Origin of the sequence: Sphingobacterium corticibacter (assembly GCF_003076635.1) — a bacterium.
In the GTDB taxonomy this organism is placed as follows: domain Bacteria; phylum Bacteroidota; class Bacteroidia; order Sphingobacteriales; family Sphingobacteriaceae; genus Sphingobacterium; species Sphingobacterium corticibacter.
On sequence record NZ_QDKG01000009.1, the window covers coordinates 19461 to 41250 of the forward strand.

Below are 21790 nucleotides of genomic sequence, written 5' to 3' on the forward strand. Positions count from 1 at the left end.
CAAAGCGAGTAATTGAAATTCGTTCTAAGCTAAATTTCGTCCTGCATTTACCACACCATACACCGTTCGTGCAATCAATTTTTCGTAGACAGCTTTCTTTTCTTCGCTGATATTCCCTTCATTGAGCACACGGATAGCATAATGCTGAATCGTTAGCAATGGTAAAATGATTTTCTCCCGTTCCAAAATAGACAAACGCTCTACCGGATAGTTTTCCATCAGATGCTTAGCGCCCGTCAACTTCAACACATACTCCTTCGTCCGACAATATTCTTCGTACAAACCTTTCCAGAACTCGCCGAAAGTCTTATCGTCCTGTACGTACGAAGTGATATCGAAATTGGATTTTGTCATAGACATCATACAGTTGTCGATAATCGTACTGAACATGCCTGAAGTAGCATACAGGTTTTGAACGACAGACCAGAGATTATTATCCTCCGCCCATTTCAAAGCCGTACCCACACCATAGAAGCCTGGAATATTTTGTTTTAACTGACTCCAAGAAGTCACAAAACTAATCGCACGCAAATCTTCCAAACGTAGTTCGCGATCAGAGTTACGTTTCACAGGACGACTACTGATATTGATCGAAGACAACATCTTTAGCGGACTAAGTACTTCCAAATATTTCAGGAACAAAGGATCGTGGCGGAGATTCAGGAACTTTTGATGACTCTCGTGCGCTAACTGATCGATAACGCGTTTTTGCTGATCAGTCAGGGTATCGCCTTCCCGTTGTTTCAACTCAGAAATAATTCCGGCATGCATCAATTGTTCGATATTATAACGTGCGGTATCTAGTGAGCCGTATTGACTACTGATTGTTTGCCCTTGAATCGTTAGCTGAATGTGCTTGTTCTCAATCTCACGGCCCATACTCGCGTAGAATCGCTGTGTTTTACCACCACCACGTGCTGGCGGCCCACCGCGACCATCAAAGAATACTAAGTCCACCTCATGCTCTCTGGCCATGGCTGTCAATTCGATTTTCGCTTTGTAAATCGACCAGTTAGCCATCAAATATCCACCATCTTTGGTACTGTCGGAGAATCCCAACATAATGGTTTGTTTGTTTCCGCGCGAGCGCAAATGTTCGGCATACCAAGGATGCGTATACAAGGTTTGCATTACTTCAGCGGCATGCTTTAGATCATCGACCGTTTCAAAAAGTGGCACGAAATCCATGTGCAACTCTTCTTTAGTCCAGCCTTGCCATAAGAACAGCTGTACTAAGCCTAATATATCAGCAGCTTTTTGGCAGTTACTGATGATAAATCGCTGTGCCGCGCGCTCGCTACCCGAACGTTGAATATCTTTCACCAAACGGATCACATTGACGGTATCCTCAATTAAAGAATCGGGAGATTCTTCCAGATCCAATTTGGCTTCGGTGAACTTGATGGCTGCTTGTTTCGCTTCTGCCGATTCTTGGTATTCAGTTCCAGAAATACCCGTTTCTTCCGGATATTTGGCGCTCAAGTGATTAAAGGTCTCCCGCAAAATGGAGCTGTCCTGACGCATATCTAAAGTCGTGAAGTAACAACCAAACGTATTGACTTTATGAATTAAATCATCGACTAGCTCCACGAATAAGCTACCATGCTGTTCTACGATCACCTTGCGCGCCGCATGAAGATTTGTCAAGATTTCATCCGTAAGATCTACCGCATCCTCACTAGGATTGAAACTATTCTCATAGAAGATGTCTTGTAGTTTTTGCAATGGTTCTTGCACTCCTTGGAAGGTAATCCGGCGTCTCACCACACGAAAATCGCGATAATAACAACGGAACAAGATCGTACGTAAAAGGGAAGCTACTTTGCGTGTGCTTTCCCAAGTTACATTAGGATTACCGTCACGGTCACCACCAGGCCAGAAGCCCAGTTCTACTAATTGCTTACCGCTCTTATCAGTATCTTCTAATTCAGCATCTACGCGTAAATGAATCTCTGAAGCGACTTTATAAAATACGTTTTCTAAATACCACGCTAAACTAGCAGCCTCGTCTACTGGAGTCGGTTTTTCTTTATTTAAGAAAGGCGTCTTACCCAATTGCTGCAAGAGCAAATGTATATTTTGAATATCATCTGCTTTCAAGGATTCGATCAGGTCATTAATAATACCTAACACTGGCCCTGGATAGAACTGGGTTGGATGTGCTGTCAAAACTAAACGAACAGAAAAATCTTTCAATTTTTTAGCGATTTGCTTTTTCAGTTCAGGGTTATTCTGCACAGATTTGAATAGCGCGTCCAAGCCTTCCGTATCATCGGTCTTGCCAAGGGCTTTAAAAGAAGAATCTTCTACCGCATCAAAAAGCACGACTTGACGCTCGATATACTGTACGATTCGGAATAGAAAATCAATGCGATCATCTTCCTGCACATATTGTTCATACTGTCCAAAAAAGCTATCAATAATTTCTTCTGGCGGCAATTTGTCTGCAACCCCTTTTTGACAATGGGTCGCAAAGAACGGCAGAATCGTACCGGTATGCTTCACACGCTGAAATGGCAACGTCAAAAAGAGACTTTTGAACAAATCGAAGCGTACAAGCACTTCATTTTCGAATATAGCTTGTTTCTGTAATGATTTCATGTATGTATACTGTTATTACTAATTGTCCTATTTACACTATCTTCAAATATAACATTTTGTTACCATCAACCAAGTTTAATTGCTAATAACATATTTTATAAATATTTTTTTTACGATTAAAACAAAAAACAATGCTTAATCTTATCAGTTTTCTACAAGATGCCAGTAGGTCGATAAATAAAAATCAATAGAAAAAAGGGGCATCTCCCCTTGCTTAATCGTCTGCCGACGACTAGCATTTTATTGCTCATAAAGATGTTTTGTACAACTCATTATGGTTATCTTTGTAACCGAATACAGAAATGAAACAATCCAAAGAAATAAAAAGTTTTTTTTACGGACAATATTTCGCTGAAGGGCTGCGAATCACCATAGGAAGCATTATTCCTGTAGTGGTGTGCGCGCTGCTGGATCAGCTTTTTGTTGGTACGCTAATTTCTTTGGGCGCTCTACTAGTTGGTCTGTCCGACACACCTGGACCGCCACATCATCGTCGCACAGGTATGTTGGCCTGTCTTGGGGTGTGCTTGTTTACATTTTTGGTAACCATCTCGGTCAATAATTCTTTTGTTTTGATGGGTGGCGTGCTCGCCATTATTTCCTTTTCGTATTCGATGTTTGGCGTATTCAATGCTCGGGCTGCGACGGTAGGTGCGATGGGTATTTTGATGATGCTCATCCATATCGAAGGTGAATATACGCTGAAAGAAGAATTGCAATTTATCCTCTTTTTTATCATCGGAGCTGTATGGTACATGATTGTGAGCTTTTCTTTCAACAAGATCCAACCCTATCGTTTGGCACAACAAGAATTGGCAGAATCTATCCGTCATGTTGCCGAATTTTTACGTCTACGCGCTAATTTTTATAACGTAAAAACCGATCATAATCAGAATTACCTAAAAATAATCGAGAAACAGATCGAGGTGCATCAGCACCAGGAGAATGTGCGTGAACTGCTTTTTCGGAGCAAACGATCGGTGAAGGATACCACAAAATTAGGCCGCTTGCTGATCTTGGTCTTTAATGATATCGTTGATCTGTATGAGCAGAGCATGACGACTTATTATGATTACGATGCTATCCGCAAGATGTTTAATGATACTGGAGTGCTGCATCATTTCCGTTATGTCGTCGTCAAACTCACGCATGAGCTAGATCATTTTGCTTATCAGATCAATGCCAATCAGATGCCGCGCCCGATGCACGATTTCACAAAAGATGTCGAGCATTTACGCTTTAAAGTAGAGCAGATTGACAAGAACTATGATCGGAATACGATACCGCTAAAAAAGGTAATCGTGAACATCCGAAAAATGGTTGCACTGATCGACAATATGTATAATTACAGTCAAGTGAATGCCTCATCTATTATAAAGGAGGAAATAGATGATGCGAGCAAGTTTATCCAAACTTCGCACATTGACTGGAAAAGCTTTAAAAGCAATTTATCGAAGGATTCCTCGATTTTTAGACATGCGGTGCGCATGGCGATCGTGATGACGGTAAGTTATTTTGGCATGCATTTCCTGAATTTCAGCGATAAAGGCAGTTTTTGGGTGTTATTGACAATTTTGGTGATCCTAAAACCGGGATTTGGCCTTACCAAAGAGCGCAATGTGCAACGATTGATGGGCACCGTAATCGGTGGAATCGTCGGCGCGCTCATTTTGATCACCATTCACAATCAAGCTGTACTTTTTATATTATTAGTTCTATTCTTTCTTATTGCGTACAGCATCTTTAGGATTAACTATATTTTATTTGTGGTCTTCCTGACACCATATGTACTTATTATGATCAGCTTTACTGGTGTAAATACCTTTGAGATGGCCAAAGAGCGCATATTCGACACGTTTATTGGCGGAATGGTGGCTTTCTTATCAAGCTATATTATATTCCCCAATTGGGAAAGCACGAAGATCAAAGAAACGATTTACAAATTACTCGTAGCCAATTTTGTTTACCTAGAGCAGGTAGCAAAGATGTTTACCGATGAGCCGATCAATATTACAGAATACAAATTGGCACGCAAGGAACTGTACATTGCGTCAGCAAATATGGGATCTACCTTTCAGCGTATGCTTACCGAACCCAAATGGCGACAAAAAAACACGAAAGATGTCAACCGGTTTGTGATTCTGAATCATATCTTTTTCTCGTATTCCGCTTCGCTATTTACAGAAATTGATAAATCGAGTAATTTGCATATCTCTAACAATCAATATGATTTATTGAAACGGACAGCTTTTAATTTGTATCGTCTTATTCAGCGATTTGAGGAATACGAGGCACCTGTAGATTGGACGACTAATTTCCAAGGATCATTGGATGAGGATGAAAATCATGAAGATTCCAAGCTCATTACAGAGCAATTGCAGTTCTTATTGAAAATATCGAACGATTTACCTGCAGCAACAGACGACGCGATTAAGAGAGATGCGATAAAATACGAAAAAGAAATGGAGGTAACACATGCATAATGAGGTATACGACGTACTGATTATCGGCGGGGGTCCGATTGGACTGGCTTGCGGCATCGCAGCGAAAGCAAATAATCTTTCGCACCTTATCTTGGAAAAAGGTTGCCTCACCAATTCGCTTTATAATTATCCAGTGAATATGACTTTCTTCTCCTCTGCGGAGAAGTTAGAAGTTGGCGGGATACCATTTGTAACTACTAATCCAAAACCCAAAAGGGCAGAAGCATTAGAATATTACCGTCGTATCGACAGCAATTTCAATTTGAATACGCGTTTGTTCGAAGAAGTGCGCGATGTGACCAAAGATCAAAATACAGGCCTGTTTACCATAAGCAGTTCTCGATCTGTCTATCTAGCTAAACATGTCATCGTAGCAACTGGATTCTATGATATCCCGATGCAGATGAACATACCAGGAGAGGATTTGCCGAAGGTTAGGCACTATTATGATGATCCACATTATTATGCCAAACAGAATGTGGTGGTCATTGGCGCTAGCAATTCCTCTATCGATGCTGCTTTAGAAACCTATCGCAAAGGCGCAAATGTTACGTTGGTGATTCGGCGTAGCGAGATTAGTCCGCGGGTAAAATATTGGGTGCGCCCAGATATCGACAATCGATTAGCAGCCGGGGAAATTCAAGTTTATTTCGAAAGCTGTTTGTCAGAGATTTCGGAGCAAGCCGTAAAAATCAGAACACCGCAAGAGGAAATTGAAATAGAGAATGACTTTGTATTGGCGCTTACAGGCTATCGGCCAAATTTTGCATTTTTAGAACATATCGGCATCGAAGTTCCCGAAGATGGTGCGCGCATCCCGCAGCATAATGACGCGACCATGGAAACGAATGTTGCCGGATTGTATTTAGCAGGTGTGGTTTGCGGTGGACTTAATACACATCTGTGGTTTATTGAAAACTCGCGCGTGCATGCTGACCTAATTATAAAAGATATTGCTAATAAATTAACACTTCTTTAGTCCGTTAAGAAAGATAGCGGCTAATCTCTTCTGCATGTTCAACATTTGTAGCACCTCCTCCTTGGTGGGCGGTGTAAAAATCGCGTTGAAATCCTTCAACAAGCCCAAGCGCATTCCTAAAATAGACACTAAGAATATACGAGCTGTATCTTCCACATCGTCCATTTCGATTTCGCCATTGGCTACACCAATCTGTAGCAAGCGTACAAATTGTTGCAGTTCTTTCTCAAAGATTTTTGGAATGAGATCTTGCAGATCGGAAGGAATATCAAATCGAAAAGAGTACGCATCAGCAAATACATTATAATAATCATTTAAAAAATGCATACGTTCTTCCAACAACAAATTTGTCACTTCAGCAACCTTTCCACCACGTGCAATAATAACATCTCCTCTATCCAACAGTTCGTCGAGTAAGTGATTCCAGACGGCCGCATAAAGATTATTCTTATCTGGGAAATAGTAATAAAGTAATGCTTTTGAGAATGCCAAATCTTTCGCAATCTCTGCCATTGTAGTTTTTGCCATTCCAAAATGTGAAAATCTGCGCAAAGCGGATTCAATAATTTTAACGCGTTTGGCATCAGCGCTCTTCATAGTCATTCGTATTTTTTTTTAGCTTATAACTATCGCAATGGGTATCTTTACCTTTGGATTATTAAAGGTAAATTTTTTCTTTGATTTTTCCGTACAATTAGTCAAATATGGGCATACAGATTTTGGAAAACGCAGCACTAGATCATATCAACACCTTTCGAATTTCGGCGTCTGCCGATCGTTACATGAAGATTACCGACGAGTCAGAGCTTGTGAAACTACATAATCAAGGTTTATTTGCAGAATCTTTTTTTGTGTTGGGCGGCGGCAGTAATGTCTTATTCACCAAAAATTATAACGGACTGATTGTGCACATGGCTATTATAGGCAAACAGCATTTCATCGAGGGCAATTATGTGTACGTCACTGCCGCTGGTGGCGAAGTTTGGAACGATTTGGTTTGGTACTGTATAGCACATCAATTTCCAGGTTTAGAAAATATGGCATTGATCCCCGGATCCGTTGGCGCTTCGCCAGTTCAGAATATTGGTGCCTATGGTGTGGAGTTAATGGATGTATTCTATTCTTGCAGAGCATTTGATACCGTGACTGGCGAATATGTCACCTTTAATAAAGAAGCTTGTGGCTTCTCTTATCGTGACAGCATTTTCAAAACAGAATATAAAGGAAGGTATATCATCACCTCAGTCACTTACAAATTACACCTCAATGCTGCCAAAAACACATCTTACGGCGCGATAAAAAGCGAATTAGAACTACGCGCTATTAGCAACCCGACGATCCGTGATATTGCGGAGGTGGTATCACATATTCGTGTAGAAAAACTTCCAGATCCAAGTATGATTGGTAATGCTGGCAGTTTCTTCAAAAACCCTATTATTTCAGCATCTGCTTTTGATATGCTGATGCAAAAATTTCCTAATGCTGTTTATTACAACTTGCCAAATCAGGAATACAAGATTGCAGCTGGCTGGCTTATCGAACAATGTGGATGGAAAGGCAGACAAATCGGTCAAGTGCTGATATGGCCAAAGCAGGCGCTTGTAATTACAAATGCTGGTGACGCCACCGGATCTGAAATTTATGCTGTTTCCGAAGATATTATACAAGATGTTGCCTCTAAATTTGATATTTCTCTCGAACGCGAAGTCAATATTCTATAATTAATTATTTTTTTTTGATAAAATAATGTTATAAGGCTTAATTGCTCTTAAATCATCCCCCAAGCCCGAAAATAAATACTTTGTGACCGGATATTAACACCTGATCACCCCCAATTTCTACGCATAAAACCTACTAAAATTCATTTTTGCACGGTATTTGTTTTTATCCTAGCAACCGTATGCTTCATTGCGCTAGCGATATGTCTATCATGCTTAGCCAGTATTACATCGATGAGGTTAATCGTTTAAAGACACACATTAATAAACAAATAAATAACCAGTAGTATGAACAAGTTAGAATTTAATACACTCGTAATACAACATTCTGATTCGCTAAAATCTTACGCAAGAAACTTTACGAAAGACGGTGACGATGCTAACGATTTAGTTCAGGATACGTTATTGAAAGCCGTTACTTATTTCAAAAACTTCCGTGAAGGAACCAACCTAAAAGGCTGGCTATATACCATCATGAAAAACACGTTTATTAATAATTATAGACGAGTTGTTAAAACAAATTCTTTCATCACCAAAGAGGAAGAAATCAGCAATGCCAATCTAGTGGTATCGGCCACACACAATAAAGGCGAAAATAAGTTTATGATGGAAGACATCAATAGTGCTTTAGGAAAGCTAAGCGAAGAGTACTATATCCCGTTTACCATGTACTACGAAGGCTATAAATATCATGAAATTGCCGTACATTTGGCTATTCCGATTGGTACTGTGAAAACTCGTATACACGTAGCACGCAAAACCATGAAGAAAAGCTTAAATGCCTACAGCTAACAAATGACAGACAGCCTACCCTCATTCAGTAAAAGCATGCTGGCTCGTCGCAATGGCCAAGACAGACCAGAGATATGGGTAGCCTTTCAAGGAGTTATTTATGATGTCAGTACAAGTAGGCTTTGGAAAAACGGCAAACATTACGAACATTGGGCTGGGCAAGACCTAACCGATGAACTCAAAGATGCGCCGCATTCCAGCAAAGTATTTGAAAGATTTCCCATTGTTGGAACTCTAACCATATAGAAATAGGGAGTAGATTATCTACTCCCTATTTTATTTCAAATTTGGCTAACGCCACAAATTGCTCAATTCTATGCGCAATTTCTTCTTTATTTAACTGCTGCAATTTTTCCGTACCAAATTTCTCGACACAGAATGAAGCTAACGCCGATCCATAGATGATGGCATTCTTCATATTATGGAAATTTACCGATTGCACATGGGCTAAATAACCGATAAAACCACCCGCAAAAGAATCACCTGCTCCTGTCGGATCAAAAACATCTGCCAAAGGCAATGCTGGCGCAGAAAAGATCTGTCCTTCACCAAACAACAATGCTCCGTGTTCCCCTTTTTTGATAATCAAATAAGATGGGCCCATTTGCAGAATTTTTTCCGCTGCTTTGACCATAGAGTACTCGCCAGACAATTGCCGCGCTTCTCCATCGTTAATAGCCAAAACATCAACACGCTTGAGAACCGTTTTTAAATCTTCTAGAGCAACGTCCATCCAATAGTTCATCGTATCCATCACGACTAGTTTTGGAACAGTTTCGAGGCGATCTAAGACAGCCATTTGTACTTGAGGCATTAAGTTGCCCAGCAAAAGATATTCGCAATCTTGGTACGAGGATGGAATCTTCGGATCAAAGTCGGCCAACACATTGAGTTCAGTCGTCAACGTATCCCGGCTATTCATATCCACATGATACTTCCCAGACCAGAAGAAAGTTTTTTGATCGTCGACGATTTCTATTCCATCAATATCAATTCCTTTCGCAGTAAGGATATTGAGATTATCCTTCCCAAAATCACCTCCAACTGTGCCTATTAATTTCACCTCATCGTACAAATAAGAGGCCGCTAAGCCCGCAAATGTAGCCGCTCCACCCACAACCTTATCCGTCTTACCAAAAGGTGTCTCAATCGCATCAAATGCTACCGAACCAACGATCATTAAACTCATGTCTATCCCGTTTTAAAAATAAGTTCAAAAAAAAATGCCGACAATTATTTGCCGGCATTTAACGAGTGCTCCTGAAGCTGGGCTCGAACCAGCGACCCTCTGATTAACAGTCAGATGCTCTAACCAACTGAGCTATTCAGGAATATCCTTCTTAAGAGCGTTACCCCTCTAAAGCGGTACAAAAGTAGTCATTGAGAATTATACTTCCAAATGCTATTTTAAAAAAAATCCGTTGAAACGAAAGAAGGCTGTTTTCGTAAAAACAGCCTTCTTTTTTTGTGCTCCTGAAGCTGGGCTCGAACCAGCGACCCTCTGATTAACAGTCAGATGCTCTAACCAACTGAGCTATTCAGGAATATTGCCCCGTTTGCTTTCGGTGACACAATATTCGGAAGATTTGAGGAATTATCAAAATATTACTACTCAAAAAATCACAAGTTATTCAGTACCAACCAGAATAATTAACCAACCACATCTTTCAAGATGAGCGAAATGAAAGTAAAGTAGATAAATAAGCCAGAAACGTCTACCAAGGTAGATACGAATGGCGCTGATGAACTCGCAGGATCTGCCCCTAAGCGTCGTAAAATGAACGGTAGCATGGATCCGATCAACGAACCCCACAAGACAATGCAGACCAAAGAAAGAGAAACAGCACCAGCCAATAATTGCCAATGATCGCCATAAGAAGCTGTGAAAGCTTGCCATGCTCCTATTCGCACAAATCCCAAAACGCCTAGAATAACCCCCAACGCCAATCCCGATAAAATTTCTCGCTTCATTACGCGCCACCAATCACCGATAGTGACCTCTCCTAACGCCATGGCTTGAATTATTAATGTAGATGCTTGAGAGCCACTGTTACCACCACTAGACATAATCAGCGGAACTAAAGCCAACAGTGCCACCGTTAATCGTGCTTCGTAGTGCTCGATAACCGAAGCAGTGAACAATTGCCCAACAAATAGGACAACTAACCAACCTGCACGCTTGGAGACGAGCTGAAATATCGAAACATCCATATAAGGCTCATCTAACGCTTCGGTACCACCAAAGCGTTGCATATCTTCTGTATACTCCTCGTTTGCCACCCAAAGGATATCATCAATCGTCACAATCCCCAACATGATATCCTGATCATCGACAACTGGAAGCGCCACACGATTGTTCATACGAAATATGGTTACGGCTTCTTCTTGCGGATCGTCTGCGTACAATTTAATCAGTCGATTATCGATGAGATCTTCAACGCTGTTTTCTGGATCAGCAAGCAAGACATCTTTGATTCGAATATCATCAATCAGCTTGCCGTCCGAATCGATGACGTAGAGTACATCAATCGTTTCAGAAGCTTTACCATACCGGCGAATGTGATCTAGTACACGTGGGATGGACCAATGAGATTTGACCGTGATATAATCCGGCGTCATCAAACGACCGACACTATCTTCGGGATAACCGAGTAACGATAAAGCTTCTTTGCGCTCTTCGGGTGAGAGCAGGATGATGATACGTTTTACGGCATCACCTTTTAATTCACTTAAAAAAGATGTCCGGTCATCAGGAGGCATCTCATTTATCAACTCGCGAACTTTGGGAGCAGAGAGTTTTTTTATGATTCGCTCTTGCGTTGGAAAGTCGAGAATTCGAAAAACATTGATCGCCCTTTTGATACTTAAGGTTTCTAAAAACAAAGGACCATGTTCTGGAAGTTCGTCAATGAGCTCCTCGACATCGGATATATTTAAGTCATTTAAATAATCCTCCAATGAGAGCATATCGCCTTGTTCGATGAGCAGCTCGATGCGCTCTACCTGCATGTCTAGTTCTTCCATATTGCCCTCCTTTTATTAAACCCTACATTGGTGTTGATCTGATAATTTGCTTGCAAAAGTCGGGTATTTTGACCGGAATCGCTAATTAAATTTTACTGCACGCTAAGCTCATTTGGATTCCCTTGTGCTCACAAAAACACGGTGATGGACAACAATAAACCCACGAGAATCACGACATAATGTCAGTGATAAATATAAAACAAATGAGCTAACCGATCTACAATTTAATTTATAAAACCACAGCTCAATAAGCTTAAAGAAGTTCCGATTTTGACACGATCATTTTGGTCGTCAAATAAATTCGACAAGCTAACTTTTATTGGACTACTCATTGTTTTTTAGAACCCAATCTCGAACAGCAACCATAACTGCAGAAATTTCGCCAACTGCAATTCCGGTAGACATAGCGACACAAATATTGATTGTCAATGAGGATTATATCACAAAATAGTTTAGCTTTATCTTATGATTGAAAAAGCGCATACAATCAGCAAATTGGACAACTTTGCAACAGTTTACGTGTTAAATAGCATAATTATTTAAAATACATATATTACTACATTTCAGATATATACAAAAATTACATAACCTATAGGTATATATAAAACAATTTTTTTTTACTAAAAAAATTAGCTAAATCAATAAATGAATAAAATCTTACAAAATAATATACTATACATCAGTGTTTTAACATTACTGATATCAACATATAATTCACATTCAACTTTTGCCCAGATTATTGACAACGATCAAGTGGACCCACGCATCAAATGGGAGCAGTTCAATTTGCCAAATCATCGGGTTATATTTCCGCAAAGTTATCGTCGACAAGCTTCTATCCTGACACATCAGCTGGATAGCATGCGCTATTTTGCGAATGCTGATTTGTCCAGCGACCCCAAAAAAATACCCGTTATTCTACATGCGAATCATATCCTTCAAAATGGTTTTGTACAAATGGGGCCGCGAAAAACGGAGTTCTATCCCTTACCTAGTGGTGTAGCTAGCAATGTAGAATGGTTACCAAATCTCGCGCAACACGAGCTACGACATGTGGCTCAAATGGACAAATTGACAGGCCGTTTGAAGGCACCATTTTTTGAACAACTAGCCTTTGCCATGTTCGGCATTCACTTGCCAGCATGGTATTTTGAAGGAGATGCGGTGGCTACCGAAACACGATTTTCTACTGGTGGCCGCGGACGAATGCCTTCGTGGTTTATGCCACTTCGAGCCAACCAACTGAGTGGTCGATCGTATACTTTTGACAAAAATATACTAGGTTCATTTAAGCATATCACACCTTCTTTTTACCTCACGGGCTACCTGATGAACGTCCATCTGACGAACCAATTTGGTTATGATATTCGAACAGACATGCTAGAAGAAATGCACGGAAAACTTTTCCGACCATTCAACTTTTATAAAGCCTTGCGCGGAAACACGGAAACTTTCAACAGCCAAAGATTGTATCGAAGTGCCATCGATTCTATCGGAAATATCTGGAAAAGTGAAGCGCTTGGAAAGGCTTTGATGAACCCGATCACCACACCTTCCAGTCGTTATCCACAGAACTATTTGCTTCCACAATACGACAATGGGAAGCTGTTTAGCCTGTTCCAAGGACCACAAAAAGTGTCTCAAATCGTGAGTATTTCTGAAGGAAAAGCAAAGCATATTGCTTATACAGGACAGCAGCTGATGCCCTATTTTCACCTTAATAAAGACTTGATCGTGTGGGACGAAGTGCGGAAGAATGCGCGTTATGGAAAGAACACTTTTCAAGTGATTCATGTGATGAATTGGAAAACAGGGCGTCAAAAAACATTAAAGCTTCCTGATTTTGTATACACTCCTGCCCTTTCTCCCAACAATGAAAAGATCGCTGTAGTCCGCGTTGATCCTGCAGGTCGAAGCAGTTTGTTGCTGTATGATTTGACTACAGAAGTGACCACTAACACCTTTTTTCTTCCAGAAGGTATCCATATTCAACAACCACAATTCCATAGTAATGGACAAAAAATTGTCTGTATAGCGGTATCTGATCAAGGAACAAGCATATATGAATTTGAAACCACCAATGGACTATACAGCCAAATCTTACCTTGGGGACAGCAAACTTTAGAGCGCCCGATATATGCTGGCGACGATATTATTTACAAAGCGCACTACAATGCCATAGACAATTTGTACCGCTGGGACCGTAAGAATAACGCTATTTATCCATTGACGAATGCGCTATACGGCGCTTTTAATCCTACGTTGGCAAGCGCAGACTCCCTGATATTTAACGAATACACGCCAGATGGACATCGGATTGTGCAATTGCCACTAACGAATCTGGAAAAAGTGACGCCCTCTTCTATTAAGCCGGTGCTGTACGATCGTAGGGACACCATCGCACACCAACCTCAGCAATCTACGACAATAAAGACAGCAACAGACACGGCACTTACCAAGCCTTATAACACGCTTTCTAGCCTGTTGAATTTTCACAGTTTATCCATCAGCAGCAATAATTTCGAGAGTTTGGACAACTTTAGACCGGGTATATTCTGGTTGGCCAATGACTTATTAAATACCTCACAGATCATGTTAGGGTACGAGTATGATACTGATATCCGAAAAAGCATATATAGCGCAGACTTTACTTATGCCAAATATTACCCAAAATTCTCTTTGCGTTACGAGAACAGAGGGCAAATTGGTCAAGCTCGTGTGAATGATGGTAGCTTTACACAGTTTGACTGGAGAGAACATGTTTATTCCGCTAACATTCAGATTCCTTTTTCTATTTACCGTCAACAGATTATTTATAGTTATGGTATCAATTTGGGCACATCTTATCTCAAGCGTTATGATGTGAATATGCGTCTCAACAACTTTAACGATGAAATTGCATTTCCATTGAATTACCAAGCCTATTTCAATCGCAATATGCGACGCAGTACCATGGATTTGCAACCGAGATGGGGACAAAATTTCAGTATGACTTACCGGCATCTACCATTCGCCAATGAGTCGTTGTCTGGAAATATTCTATCACTGAGGACGGGATTCTATTTCCCAGGTATCATGTTAAATCATGGCTTGCAAGTGCGTATGAGCTTTCAGCACAAGACAGGCACATACCTCTTCAACAACGATATTCCGGTCGTGAGTGGTTTCGGATATTTTCCATCTCCTCGAGTGGACAACACCCTTTTGCTTTCATACAGATTGCCTATTGCATATCCCGATTGGACTGTAGGTCCACTGGCCTACGTAAAACGTATCCAAGCACGCTTGTTTTCAGATTATCAAAATATACAAGACTCTGGATTAGCTCCCAAAACGTTTGGATTGGGCCTATCTGCGGATGTCAATTTCTTACGATATGTCTTGCCGGATGTTAACATTGGTGTACAAGGGATTTACATCAATGATAATCGGGCATCGCAACGCGTTGTGCCTGTTTTCAACCTGAGCTACACCTACTAGCGGCATACTAGCTACGAGAAAGGCTCATTCGAAATTAATCGGATGAGCCTTTTATATGAATTTATCTTCTGATCGACTATTCGCTTTCAGAGATGGCTTTGACACCTGGAAGTGTTTTACCTTCCATATATTCTAGCAAAGCACCACCGCCTGTACTTACGTAACTCACATGCTCCGTCATACCGAATTTAGAAACGGCAGCTGCAGAATCACCTCCGCCAATGAGTGAAAATGCTCCTCTTTCCGTAGCGGCTACGACCGCGTCAGCTACTGCACGCGTACCTTTTGCGAATGTATCCATTTCGAATACACCCATTGGGCCGTTCCATAATAGTGTATTTGAGGCACTAATCACTTCTGCAAAGTGCTCACCAGATTCTGAACCAATATCAAGACCTTGCTTATCTGCAGGAATAGCATCGTTTGCACCATTGTATACGGCTGCATCGTTGGCAAAACGATCTGCAATTTGCGCATCCGTAGGCAATACTAGATTCACGTTTTTCTCTTCTGCTTTCTTCACCAAAGCATTCGCTAAGTCTAGTTTATCCAATTCTACCAACGATTGACCAATCTCGCCTCCACGTGCTTTCACAAACGTGTAGGCCATACCGCCACCTATAATTAGATTATCTACTTTATCCAACAATGCCTCGATCAACTCCAACTTGTCAGACACCTTCGCTCCGCCCATAATTGCCGTAAATGGTCTTGTCGGGTGGTTCATCACTTTTTCAGCATTTTCAATTTCTTTGGCCATCAGGTATCCAAAGACTTTGTTGTTGGAAAAATTTTCTGCGATCACAGCGGTCGATGCGTGTGCGCGATGTGCTGTTCCGAATGCATCATTGACATAAACGTCACCCAGCGCAGCTAATTTTTTAGCAAACTCTTGATCACCTTTTTCTTCTTCTTTGTAGAAACGAAGGTTTTCTAGCAGCAATACCTCACCCGATTTCAACGCAGCAGCTTTATCAACTACTTCACTACCAATGCAATCATTAGCGAATTGCACGTCGACACCTAATACTTCCGAAAGGTGTTTTACGATATGCTTTAGCGAGTATTTTTCTGTAGGTCCTTCTTTTGGTCTTCCTAAGTGGGACATCAAAATAACAGACCCGCCATCTTTTAATATTTTTTGTATCGTAGGGAGAGCTCCTTGTATACGGTTATCATCCGTGATGTTAAAATCATCGTCTAACGGCACATTGAAATCCACACGAACAAGGGCTTTTTTCCCTGAAAAATTTAAATCGTCAATAGTCTTCATAGTTCAAACTTTAAGGCCTAAATATACAAAAAAGCAGGTCTTTTAAAAGCTAAAGCCATGTTAATTTAAATGTTCGTTGTAAATAAAACACAAAAAAACCTACAGAAATATTTCTGTAGGTTTTATTATATAGTCCCACATGCGTAGGGCTAACGGTATGAGTTACGCTTTGTTTGCAACAAGGTTAACTTTGAAGTTGATTTCTTTTGAAATCAAGTCATCCTCTTTACCCGAGTAATTAACACCCCAGTCTGCACGTGTAATGTTGAAATCGGCTTTTACTTTTACAGTAGTTTCTGTAAGCTCTTCTACATTTGCGTCGAAAGTAACATTTTTAGAAATACCTTTGATCGTCAAGTTACCTGCAATCACCACGTTATTAGCAGATGAACCTGCAGTAACTTGTGTAATTTGGAAAGTAGCCTCAGGAAACTCTGCTACGTTGAAGAAATCTTCATTTTTCAAGTGGCCATCTAAGTTACCTTTGTACTCACCTTCTAAGTCAGTAGAGCTGATTGTGTTCATATCCAATACAAAGTTACCACCAGAGATAGCTTCATTATCTACCAATAGAGAACCAGATTTGATATCTACAGTACCTTCATGAAATCCTGTTACTTTAGTACCTTTCCAGATTAGAGAAGATTGTGCTGTATCCACATTGTAAGCTGTTCCTACAGATTCGCCTGCTTCTACCGCATCTGCTGTTTCTGCTTTTTTACCTTCTGGATTGCCAGCACATGCCGACAAAATTAACGCAGCTGCAGCTGCTACTACTGTCATTCTATTCATGATTGATCTATTTAATGTTTAAACATCTAGTTTCAACAAAGATAAAAAGTATTCTGTAATAAGTGAAAAAAATCAAAAAATTGCTAATGACCTTGTGGTGAAGCTTCTACACGACGAATATCAGCGCCTAAAGCTTTCAAACGTTTTTCAATATGCTGGTAGCCACGCTCAATCTGTTCGATATTATGAATTACAGAAGTGCCCTGCGCAGACAGTGCGGCAATCAAAAGTGATACCCCAGCACGAATATCTGGTGAAGTCATTTCGATACCACGTAAGGTATTTTGTTTGTTCAACCCAATCACGGTGGCACGATGCGGGTCACATAGAATAATCTGAGCACCCATATCAATCAATTTATCAACGAAGAATAAGCGGCTCTCAAACATCTTTTGATGAATCAAGACATTACCTTTAGCTTGTATAGCGGTAACTAATACAATGCTCAATAAGTCTGGCGTAAAACCAGGCCAAGGCGCATCGGAAATGGTCAAGATAGATCCATCAATAAAGGTATCGATCTCGTAACTCTTTTGTGCAGGAATATAGATATCGTCTCCACGTAGTTCGAATTGTATACCTAATCGAGCAAAAATAGAAGGAATAATTCCCAATTCGGCAAAGCAAACATCTTTGATGGTGAGCTCCGAACCTGTCATCGCGGCTAGACCGATAAATGAACCAATCTCGATCATATCAGGCAACATGCGATGTGTAGTACCGCCCAATTTCTCAACGCCTTCAATCGTTAACAAGTTAGATCCGATCCCAGAAATATTAGCTCCCATACGGTTCAACATCTTACAGAGTTGTTGCAAATAGGGTTCGCAAGCTGCGTTATAAATCGTTGTTGTACCTTTGGCTAACACAGCAGCCATCACAATATTTGCCGTACCTGTAACAGACGCTTCGTCCATTAATATATACGTACCTTTTAATTGAGTTGCGTCGACGTTGAAAAAGTTCTTTTCGGCATCGTAGTTAAACTTTGCACCCAACTTTTCGAAACCCAAAAAATGCGTATCTAATCTTCTACGCCCGATCTTATCCCCTCCCGGTTTTGGAATCGCTGCTTTACCAAAACGAGCCAATAGTGGACCTACGATCATAATAGATCCGCGTAGGCTGCCACCCTTTTTCTTAAACTCTTCGGATTGGAAGTAATCGATATTGATATCTTTTGCTTCAAACTCGTACGTATCTTCATTCAACCGATTGACCGATACTCCCAAAGCCGCCAATAGATCGATTAGCTTATTGACATCTTTAATATCAGGAATATTGCTAATTGTGATTTTTTCTGGAGATAGCAAAACCGCAGAAATAATCTGCAATGCCTCGTTTTTAGCTCCCTGTGGAATGATCTCTCCACTCAATGGCTTACCGCCACGTATTTCAAATGCGTTCATAGGTAAAATAGCATTCCATTGTAGAAACAGAAGAGGTAAATTGTGATCTACCTCTTCTATTTCTTACAACTTATTGAAACTTCTTTCTGTTGTTATTGTAGTTGCTGTTGTTGTTACTCTTATTGTTGCTGTAGCCACCGCCACCGACTTTCTTTTTCATCATCGGTTTCTTGCCGCCACCCGCATTTTTCTGATGGCTGCTTTGCTGACTAGAACCACTTGTTTTCGTTCGGCTTCCTGGAGGCGCCGATTTGAAATCTAATTTGGTCAACACCGTATCGCTCGGCAATGTGAGTGCTCCTTTAGACAGTTCTTTTAAGTCTTGAATGATATGCTCATCCGACACAGAATCTTTATTCCAGGATAGGTAGGCCATCTTCATAAAGTTAGCGATAGACAATGCCATGCGTTCCGTGTATTCAGGCTCAGGCTGCGCAATCGCCTTATTAATCATATCCTCTACCGTACGACCGTAATGTTTGTAACGAATACGTTTTTGCGGATACGCTAATGTTTCGGGTTTTTGGCGAAGCTGACCTCTTTCTGGAATCGGGTATGGAGAATCCACATCGATTTTAAAATCAGAAATGATATACAAATGATCCCACAGCTTGTGTTTGAAATCAGATACATCACGCAAGTGGGGGTTCAATACGCCCATCATATCAATAACGACCTGCGCTAATCGATTACGTTCTTCACGATCAGAAATCGTGCAGATATAATCGACCATGTTTTGCACATTACGCCCATATTCGGCCAATATCAAGTGCGACCGAGTACTATTATAATCAAAATTCATAGTGTTATTTTATATACAAACGTCTGATTATGAAGCTAATGACGTCGTTAAATCTTTTTAATTGTGCTTTTTTATACAATTCGAAGCTTAGCAAATTTAAGCAACAATTGCTTCTGTCCCAACTCTTTGAAAAAAATAGTTGCTTTTATGTCAGGTCGGTTACCTTCTAAGTTAACGACTTTGCCAAAACCGAAGCGTTCATGCTCGACTTCCATACCGACTTGCAGTCCGCTGGTATCCGATGGAGCAAAGCCTGCTGTCGGCACGTGTGCCTTAGGCAAGATTGAGGTTGTCTTCACTATTTTCGGCTTCGGCTTGCTAAACGATTCTTCGCGTTGCCATGCCATCCGCTCGGATGAAAAACCACTTTCCTGCTGGGCTGGTACACGTGGTTTGAAATCTAACTCCAAACATGCTGGCGCCAATTCATCTAAAAAACGACTCGGTTCACAGTTGTTTAACGAGCCCCAACGATAGCGCGAAGTTGCATACGATATATGCAATTTTTTCTCCGCACGCGTTACCGCTACATAAAACAAACGACGCTCTTCTTCTAATTCCGACCTCGAATTGAGAGACAGTTGAGATGGAAAAAGGTTTTCTTCCATGCCCACAATAAATACGGTATTAAACTCCAAACCTTTGGAAGCGTGAATCGTCATCAACGATACCGTATCGGCATTGGGATCTTTGTCTTTATCATCGTTGGTAAGTAAAGCCACATCTTGCAAGAAGATATCGAGCCCTTTTTCTTCCAGATCTTCTCTTTCCGAAAATTCCTTGATACCGTTCAACAATTCCTGAATGTTCTCGTAGCGGCTCAGTCCTTCTACCGATTTGTCCTCGTACAGGCTTTTCAGTAATCCCGAATGTTGCGCGATGTGCATCGCCGTATCAAATGCAGATTGATTTTTGGCGACCGCCTGAAAACTTTGAATCATCGTCGCGAAATTGACCACCGCTGTCGCACTTCGTCCATCCAATATACTACCTGCATTCGCCAGCACATCCCACAGGCGGTAATTATTTTGATCTGCTGCGACCATCAACTTCTCAATCGTGGTATCGCCTATTCCTCGGCGCGGATAATTGATCACGCGCTTTAGCGCTTCCTCATCATTAGGATTGAAAGTAAGTCGGAAATAGGAAATTAGATCTTTGATCTCCTTACGTTGGTAGAATGACGTACCGCCGTACAATTTATAAGGTACGTTCAGCTTGCGCAATGCTTCCTCCAGCGATCTGGATTGGGCATTAGTACGGTATAGAATAGCAAAATCCTTATACACCAAGCTTTTTAATGATTTCTCTTGTAGAATGGCTTCGGCCACGATTTTCCCTTCTTCATTGTCCGAAAAAGCGCGGCTCACCTTAATCTTTTCGCCATCCTCATTATCCGAAAATACATTCTTCTCCAACTGATTTTTATTGTTGGCGATGATGCTATTTGCGGCATTCACGATCATCTTGGTCGAACGGTAATTTTGCTCTAATTTGAACACTTGTACGTCCGGATAATCTTTCTGAAAATTTAGAATGTTTTGAATATTCGCTCCGCGAAAAGCATAAATACTTTGTGCATCATCCCCTACTACGCAGATATTTTCGTGTACAGCCGCCAGACGCTTCACAATAAGGTATTGTGAAAAGTTGGTATCCTGGTACTCATCAACCATCAAGTATTTGAACTGATGTTGGTATTTATGCAAGGTATCGGGATGTTTGTTGAGCAACACATTGGTTTTGAACAACAAATCATCAAAATCCATCGCTCCAGCACGGTAACAGCGCTGCGCGTAGGTCATATAAATTTCGCCCAACTGCGGACGGCCATTGGCGCGATCTTCAGCCATAATGGCTTCATTTTTATTGTATTCCTGCGGAGAAATTAGATTGTTTTTAGCCGAAGAAATCCGACCGTAAACGTGATTTGCATTATAAAGCTTATCATCCAAGTTCATTTCTCGGAGAATAGCGCGCAATAAACTTTTGGTATCGTCGGTATCGTAAATCGTGAAATTGCGTGGATAGCCAATCAATTCGGCTTCCGAACGCAAAATGCGTGCAAATACCGAGTGAAATGTACCCATCCATATATTTTTCGCTTCTGAACCAACGACTTTCATAATCCGTTCACGCATCTCTTTGGCCGCCTTGTTGGTAAAGGTCAACACCAAAATATTGAATGGATCGACTCCTTGACGGATCAAGTGAGCTACACGATACGTAATAACGCGAGTTTTGCCAGATCCGGCACCCGCTACAATCATAACTGGACCCTGAGTTTGTTCTACAGCACCACGTTGAGAGGGGTTGAGCCCCGCTAAATAATCCAAAATAACTTCCTTTTAATTGATAAAAAGTAATGAAACCAAGATGTAAAACTAAGAAAAATCCGGCAACAAGCCTAGCCTGCATCCGCGCGAGCGGATGCTTG

General features: G+C 40.9%; 15 protein-coding genes and 2 tRNA genes. 6 read left to right on the forward strand and 11 right to left on the reverse strand.

What is annotated here, in order from left to right:
* Positions 1-24: 24 nt before the first annotated feature.
* A complete protein-coding gene (locus DC487_RS16755; RefSeq protein WP_116777131.1) occupies positions 25-2601 on the reverse strand; it encodes a phosphoenolpyruvate carboxylase in 2577 nt (858 codons plus the stop codon).
* Positions 2602-2903: 302 nt separating this feature from the next.
* On the opposite strand from DC487_RS16755, the gene DC487_RS16760 reads away from it, so the two are divergent.
* Complete coding sequence (locus tag DC487_RS16760) at positions 2904-5084, forward strand: FUSC family protein (protein ID WP_116777132.1); 2181 nt, start codon at positions 2904-2906, stop codon at positions 5082-5084.
* Positions 5077-6063, forward strand: a complete 987-nt coding sequence (locus DC487_RS16765; RefSeq protein ID WP_116777133.1) for a YpdA family putative bacillithiol disulfide reductase — start codon at positions 5077-5079, stop codon at positions 6061-6063. The genes DC487_RS16760 and DC487_RS16765 overlap by 8 nt, the downstream gene beginning before the upstream one ends.
* Here DC487_RS16765 and DC487_RS16770 read toward each other — a convergent pair.
* The gene (locus DC487_RS16770) at positions 6049-6666 is read right to left on the reverse strand and encodes a TetR/AcrR family transcriptional regulator (protein WP_116777134.1); all 618 of its coding nucleotides are present in this window, start codon (positions 6664-6666) and stop codon (positions 6049-6051) included. The genes DC487_RS16765 and DC487_RS16770 overlap by 15 nt on opposite strands.
* 101 nt (positions 6667-6767) lie before the next feature.
* On the opposite strand from DC487_RS16770, the gene murB reads away from it, so the two are divergent.
* The 3 genes from murB to DC487_RS16785 all read left to right on the forward strand — a co-directional run bounded on the left by murB (position 6768) and on the right by DC487_RS16785 (position 8819).
* Complete coding sequence (gene murB, locus DC487_RS16775; RefSeq protein WP_116777135.1) at positions 6768-7784, forward strand: UDP-N-acetylmuramate dehydrogenase; 1017 nt, start codon at positions 6768-6770, stop codon at positions 7782-7784.
* 285 nt (positions 7785-8069) lie between these two features.
* Entirely contained in the window at positions 8070-8573 is a 504-nt protein-coding gene (locus DC487_RS16780) for an RNA polymerase sigma factor (protein WP_116777136.1), read from the forward strand.
* Positions 8574-8576: 3 nt separating this feature from the next.
* A complete protein-coding gene (locus DC487_RS16785; protein ID WP_116777137.1) occupies positions 8577-8819 on the forward strand; it encodes a cytochrome b5 domain-containing protein in 243 nt (80 codons plus the stop codon).
* A gap of 25 nt (positions 8820-8844) precedes the next feature.
* Here DC487_RS16785 and DC487_RS16790 read toward each other — a convergent pair whose 3' ends face one another.
* The 4 genes from DC487_RS16790 to mgtE all read right to left on the reverse strand — a co-directional run bounded on the left by DC487_RS16790 (position 8845) and on the right by mgtE (position 11597).
* The gene (locus DC487_RS16790) at positions 8845-9762 is read right to left on the reverse strand and encodes a PfkB family carbohydrate kinase (protein ID WP_116777138.1); all 918 of its coding nucleotides are present in this window, start codon (positions 9760-9762) and stop codon (positions 8845-8847) included.
* Positions 9763-9830: 68 nt separating this feature from the next.
* A tRNA-Asn gene (locus tag DC487_RS16795) sits at positions 9831-9904 on the reverse strand.
* A 139-nt stretch (positions 9905-10043) separates the two neighbouring features.
* Positions 10044-10117: transfer RNA gene (locus tag DC487_RS16800), tRNA-Asn, on the reverse strand.
* A 106-nt stretch (positions 10118-10223) separates the two neighbouring features.
* Positions 10224-11597 (reverse strand): magnesium transporter, encoded by a 1374-nt coding sequence (gene mgtE, locus DC487_RS16805; RefSeq protein WP_116777139.1) that lies wholly within the window; start codon positions 11595-11597, stop codon positions 10224-10226.
* Positions 11598-12242: 645 nt separating this feature from the next.
* Between mgtE and DC487_RS16810 the strand changes: the two genes are divergently transcribed.
* Positions 12243-15077 (forward strand): hypothetical protein, encoded by a 2835-nt coding sequence (locus DC487_RS16810; protein ID WP_116777140.1) that lies wholly within the window; start codon positions 12243-12245, stop codon positions 15075-15077.
* Positions 15078-15153: 76 nt separating this feature from the next.
* Here the strand turns inward: DC487_RS16810 and DC487_RS16815 are convergent, their stop codons facing one another.
* From DC487_RS16815 to DC487_RS16835, 5 genes are all read right to left on the reverse strand, one after another.
* Positions 15154-16350, reverse strand: coding sequence for a phosphoglycerate kinase (locus DC487_RS16815; RefSeq protein WP_116777141.1), 1197 nt, complete (start codon positions 16348-16350; stop codon positions 15154-15156).
* Positions 16351-16512: 162 nt separating this feature from the next.
* Positions 16513-17142, reverse strand: a complete 630-nt coding sequence (locus tag DC487_RS16820; RefSeq protein WP_116777142.1) for a YceI family protein — start codon at positions 17140-17142, stop codon at positions 16513-16515.
* Positions 17143-17225: 83 nt separating this feature from the next.
* Positions 17226-18551: a UDP-N-acetylglucosamine 1-carboxyvinyltransferase gene (gene murA, locus DC487_RS16825; RefSeq protein WP_116777143.1), complete on the reverse strand. Its 1326-nt coding sequence runs from the start codon at positions 18549-18551 to the stop codon at positions 17226-17228.
* A gap of 70 nt (positions 18552-18621) precedes the next feature.
* Positions 18622-19353: a DUF4290 domain-containing protein gene (locus DC487_RS16830; protein ID WP_116777144.1), complete on the reverse strand. Its 732-nt coding sequence runs from the start codon at positions 19351-19353 to the stop codon at positions 18622-18624.
* Positions 19354-19424: 71 nt separating this feature from the next.
* The gene (locus DC487_RS16835; RefSeq protein ID WP_116777145.1) at positions 19425-21689 is read right to left on the reverse strand and encodes an ATP-dependent helicase; all 2265 of its coding nucleotides are present in this window, start codon (positions 21687-21689) and stop codon (positions 19425-19427) included.
* Positions 21690-21790: the final 101 nt, after the last annotated feature.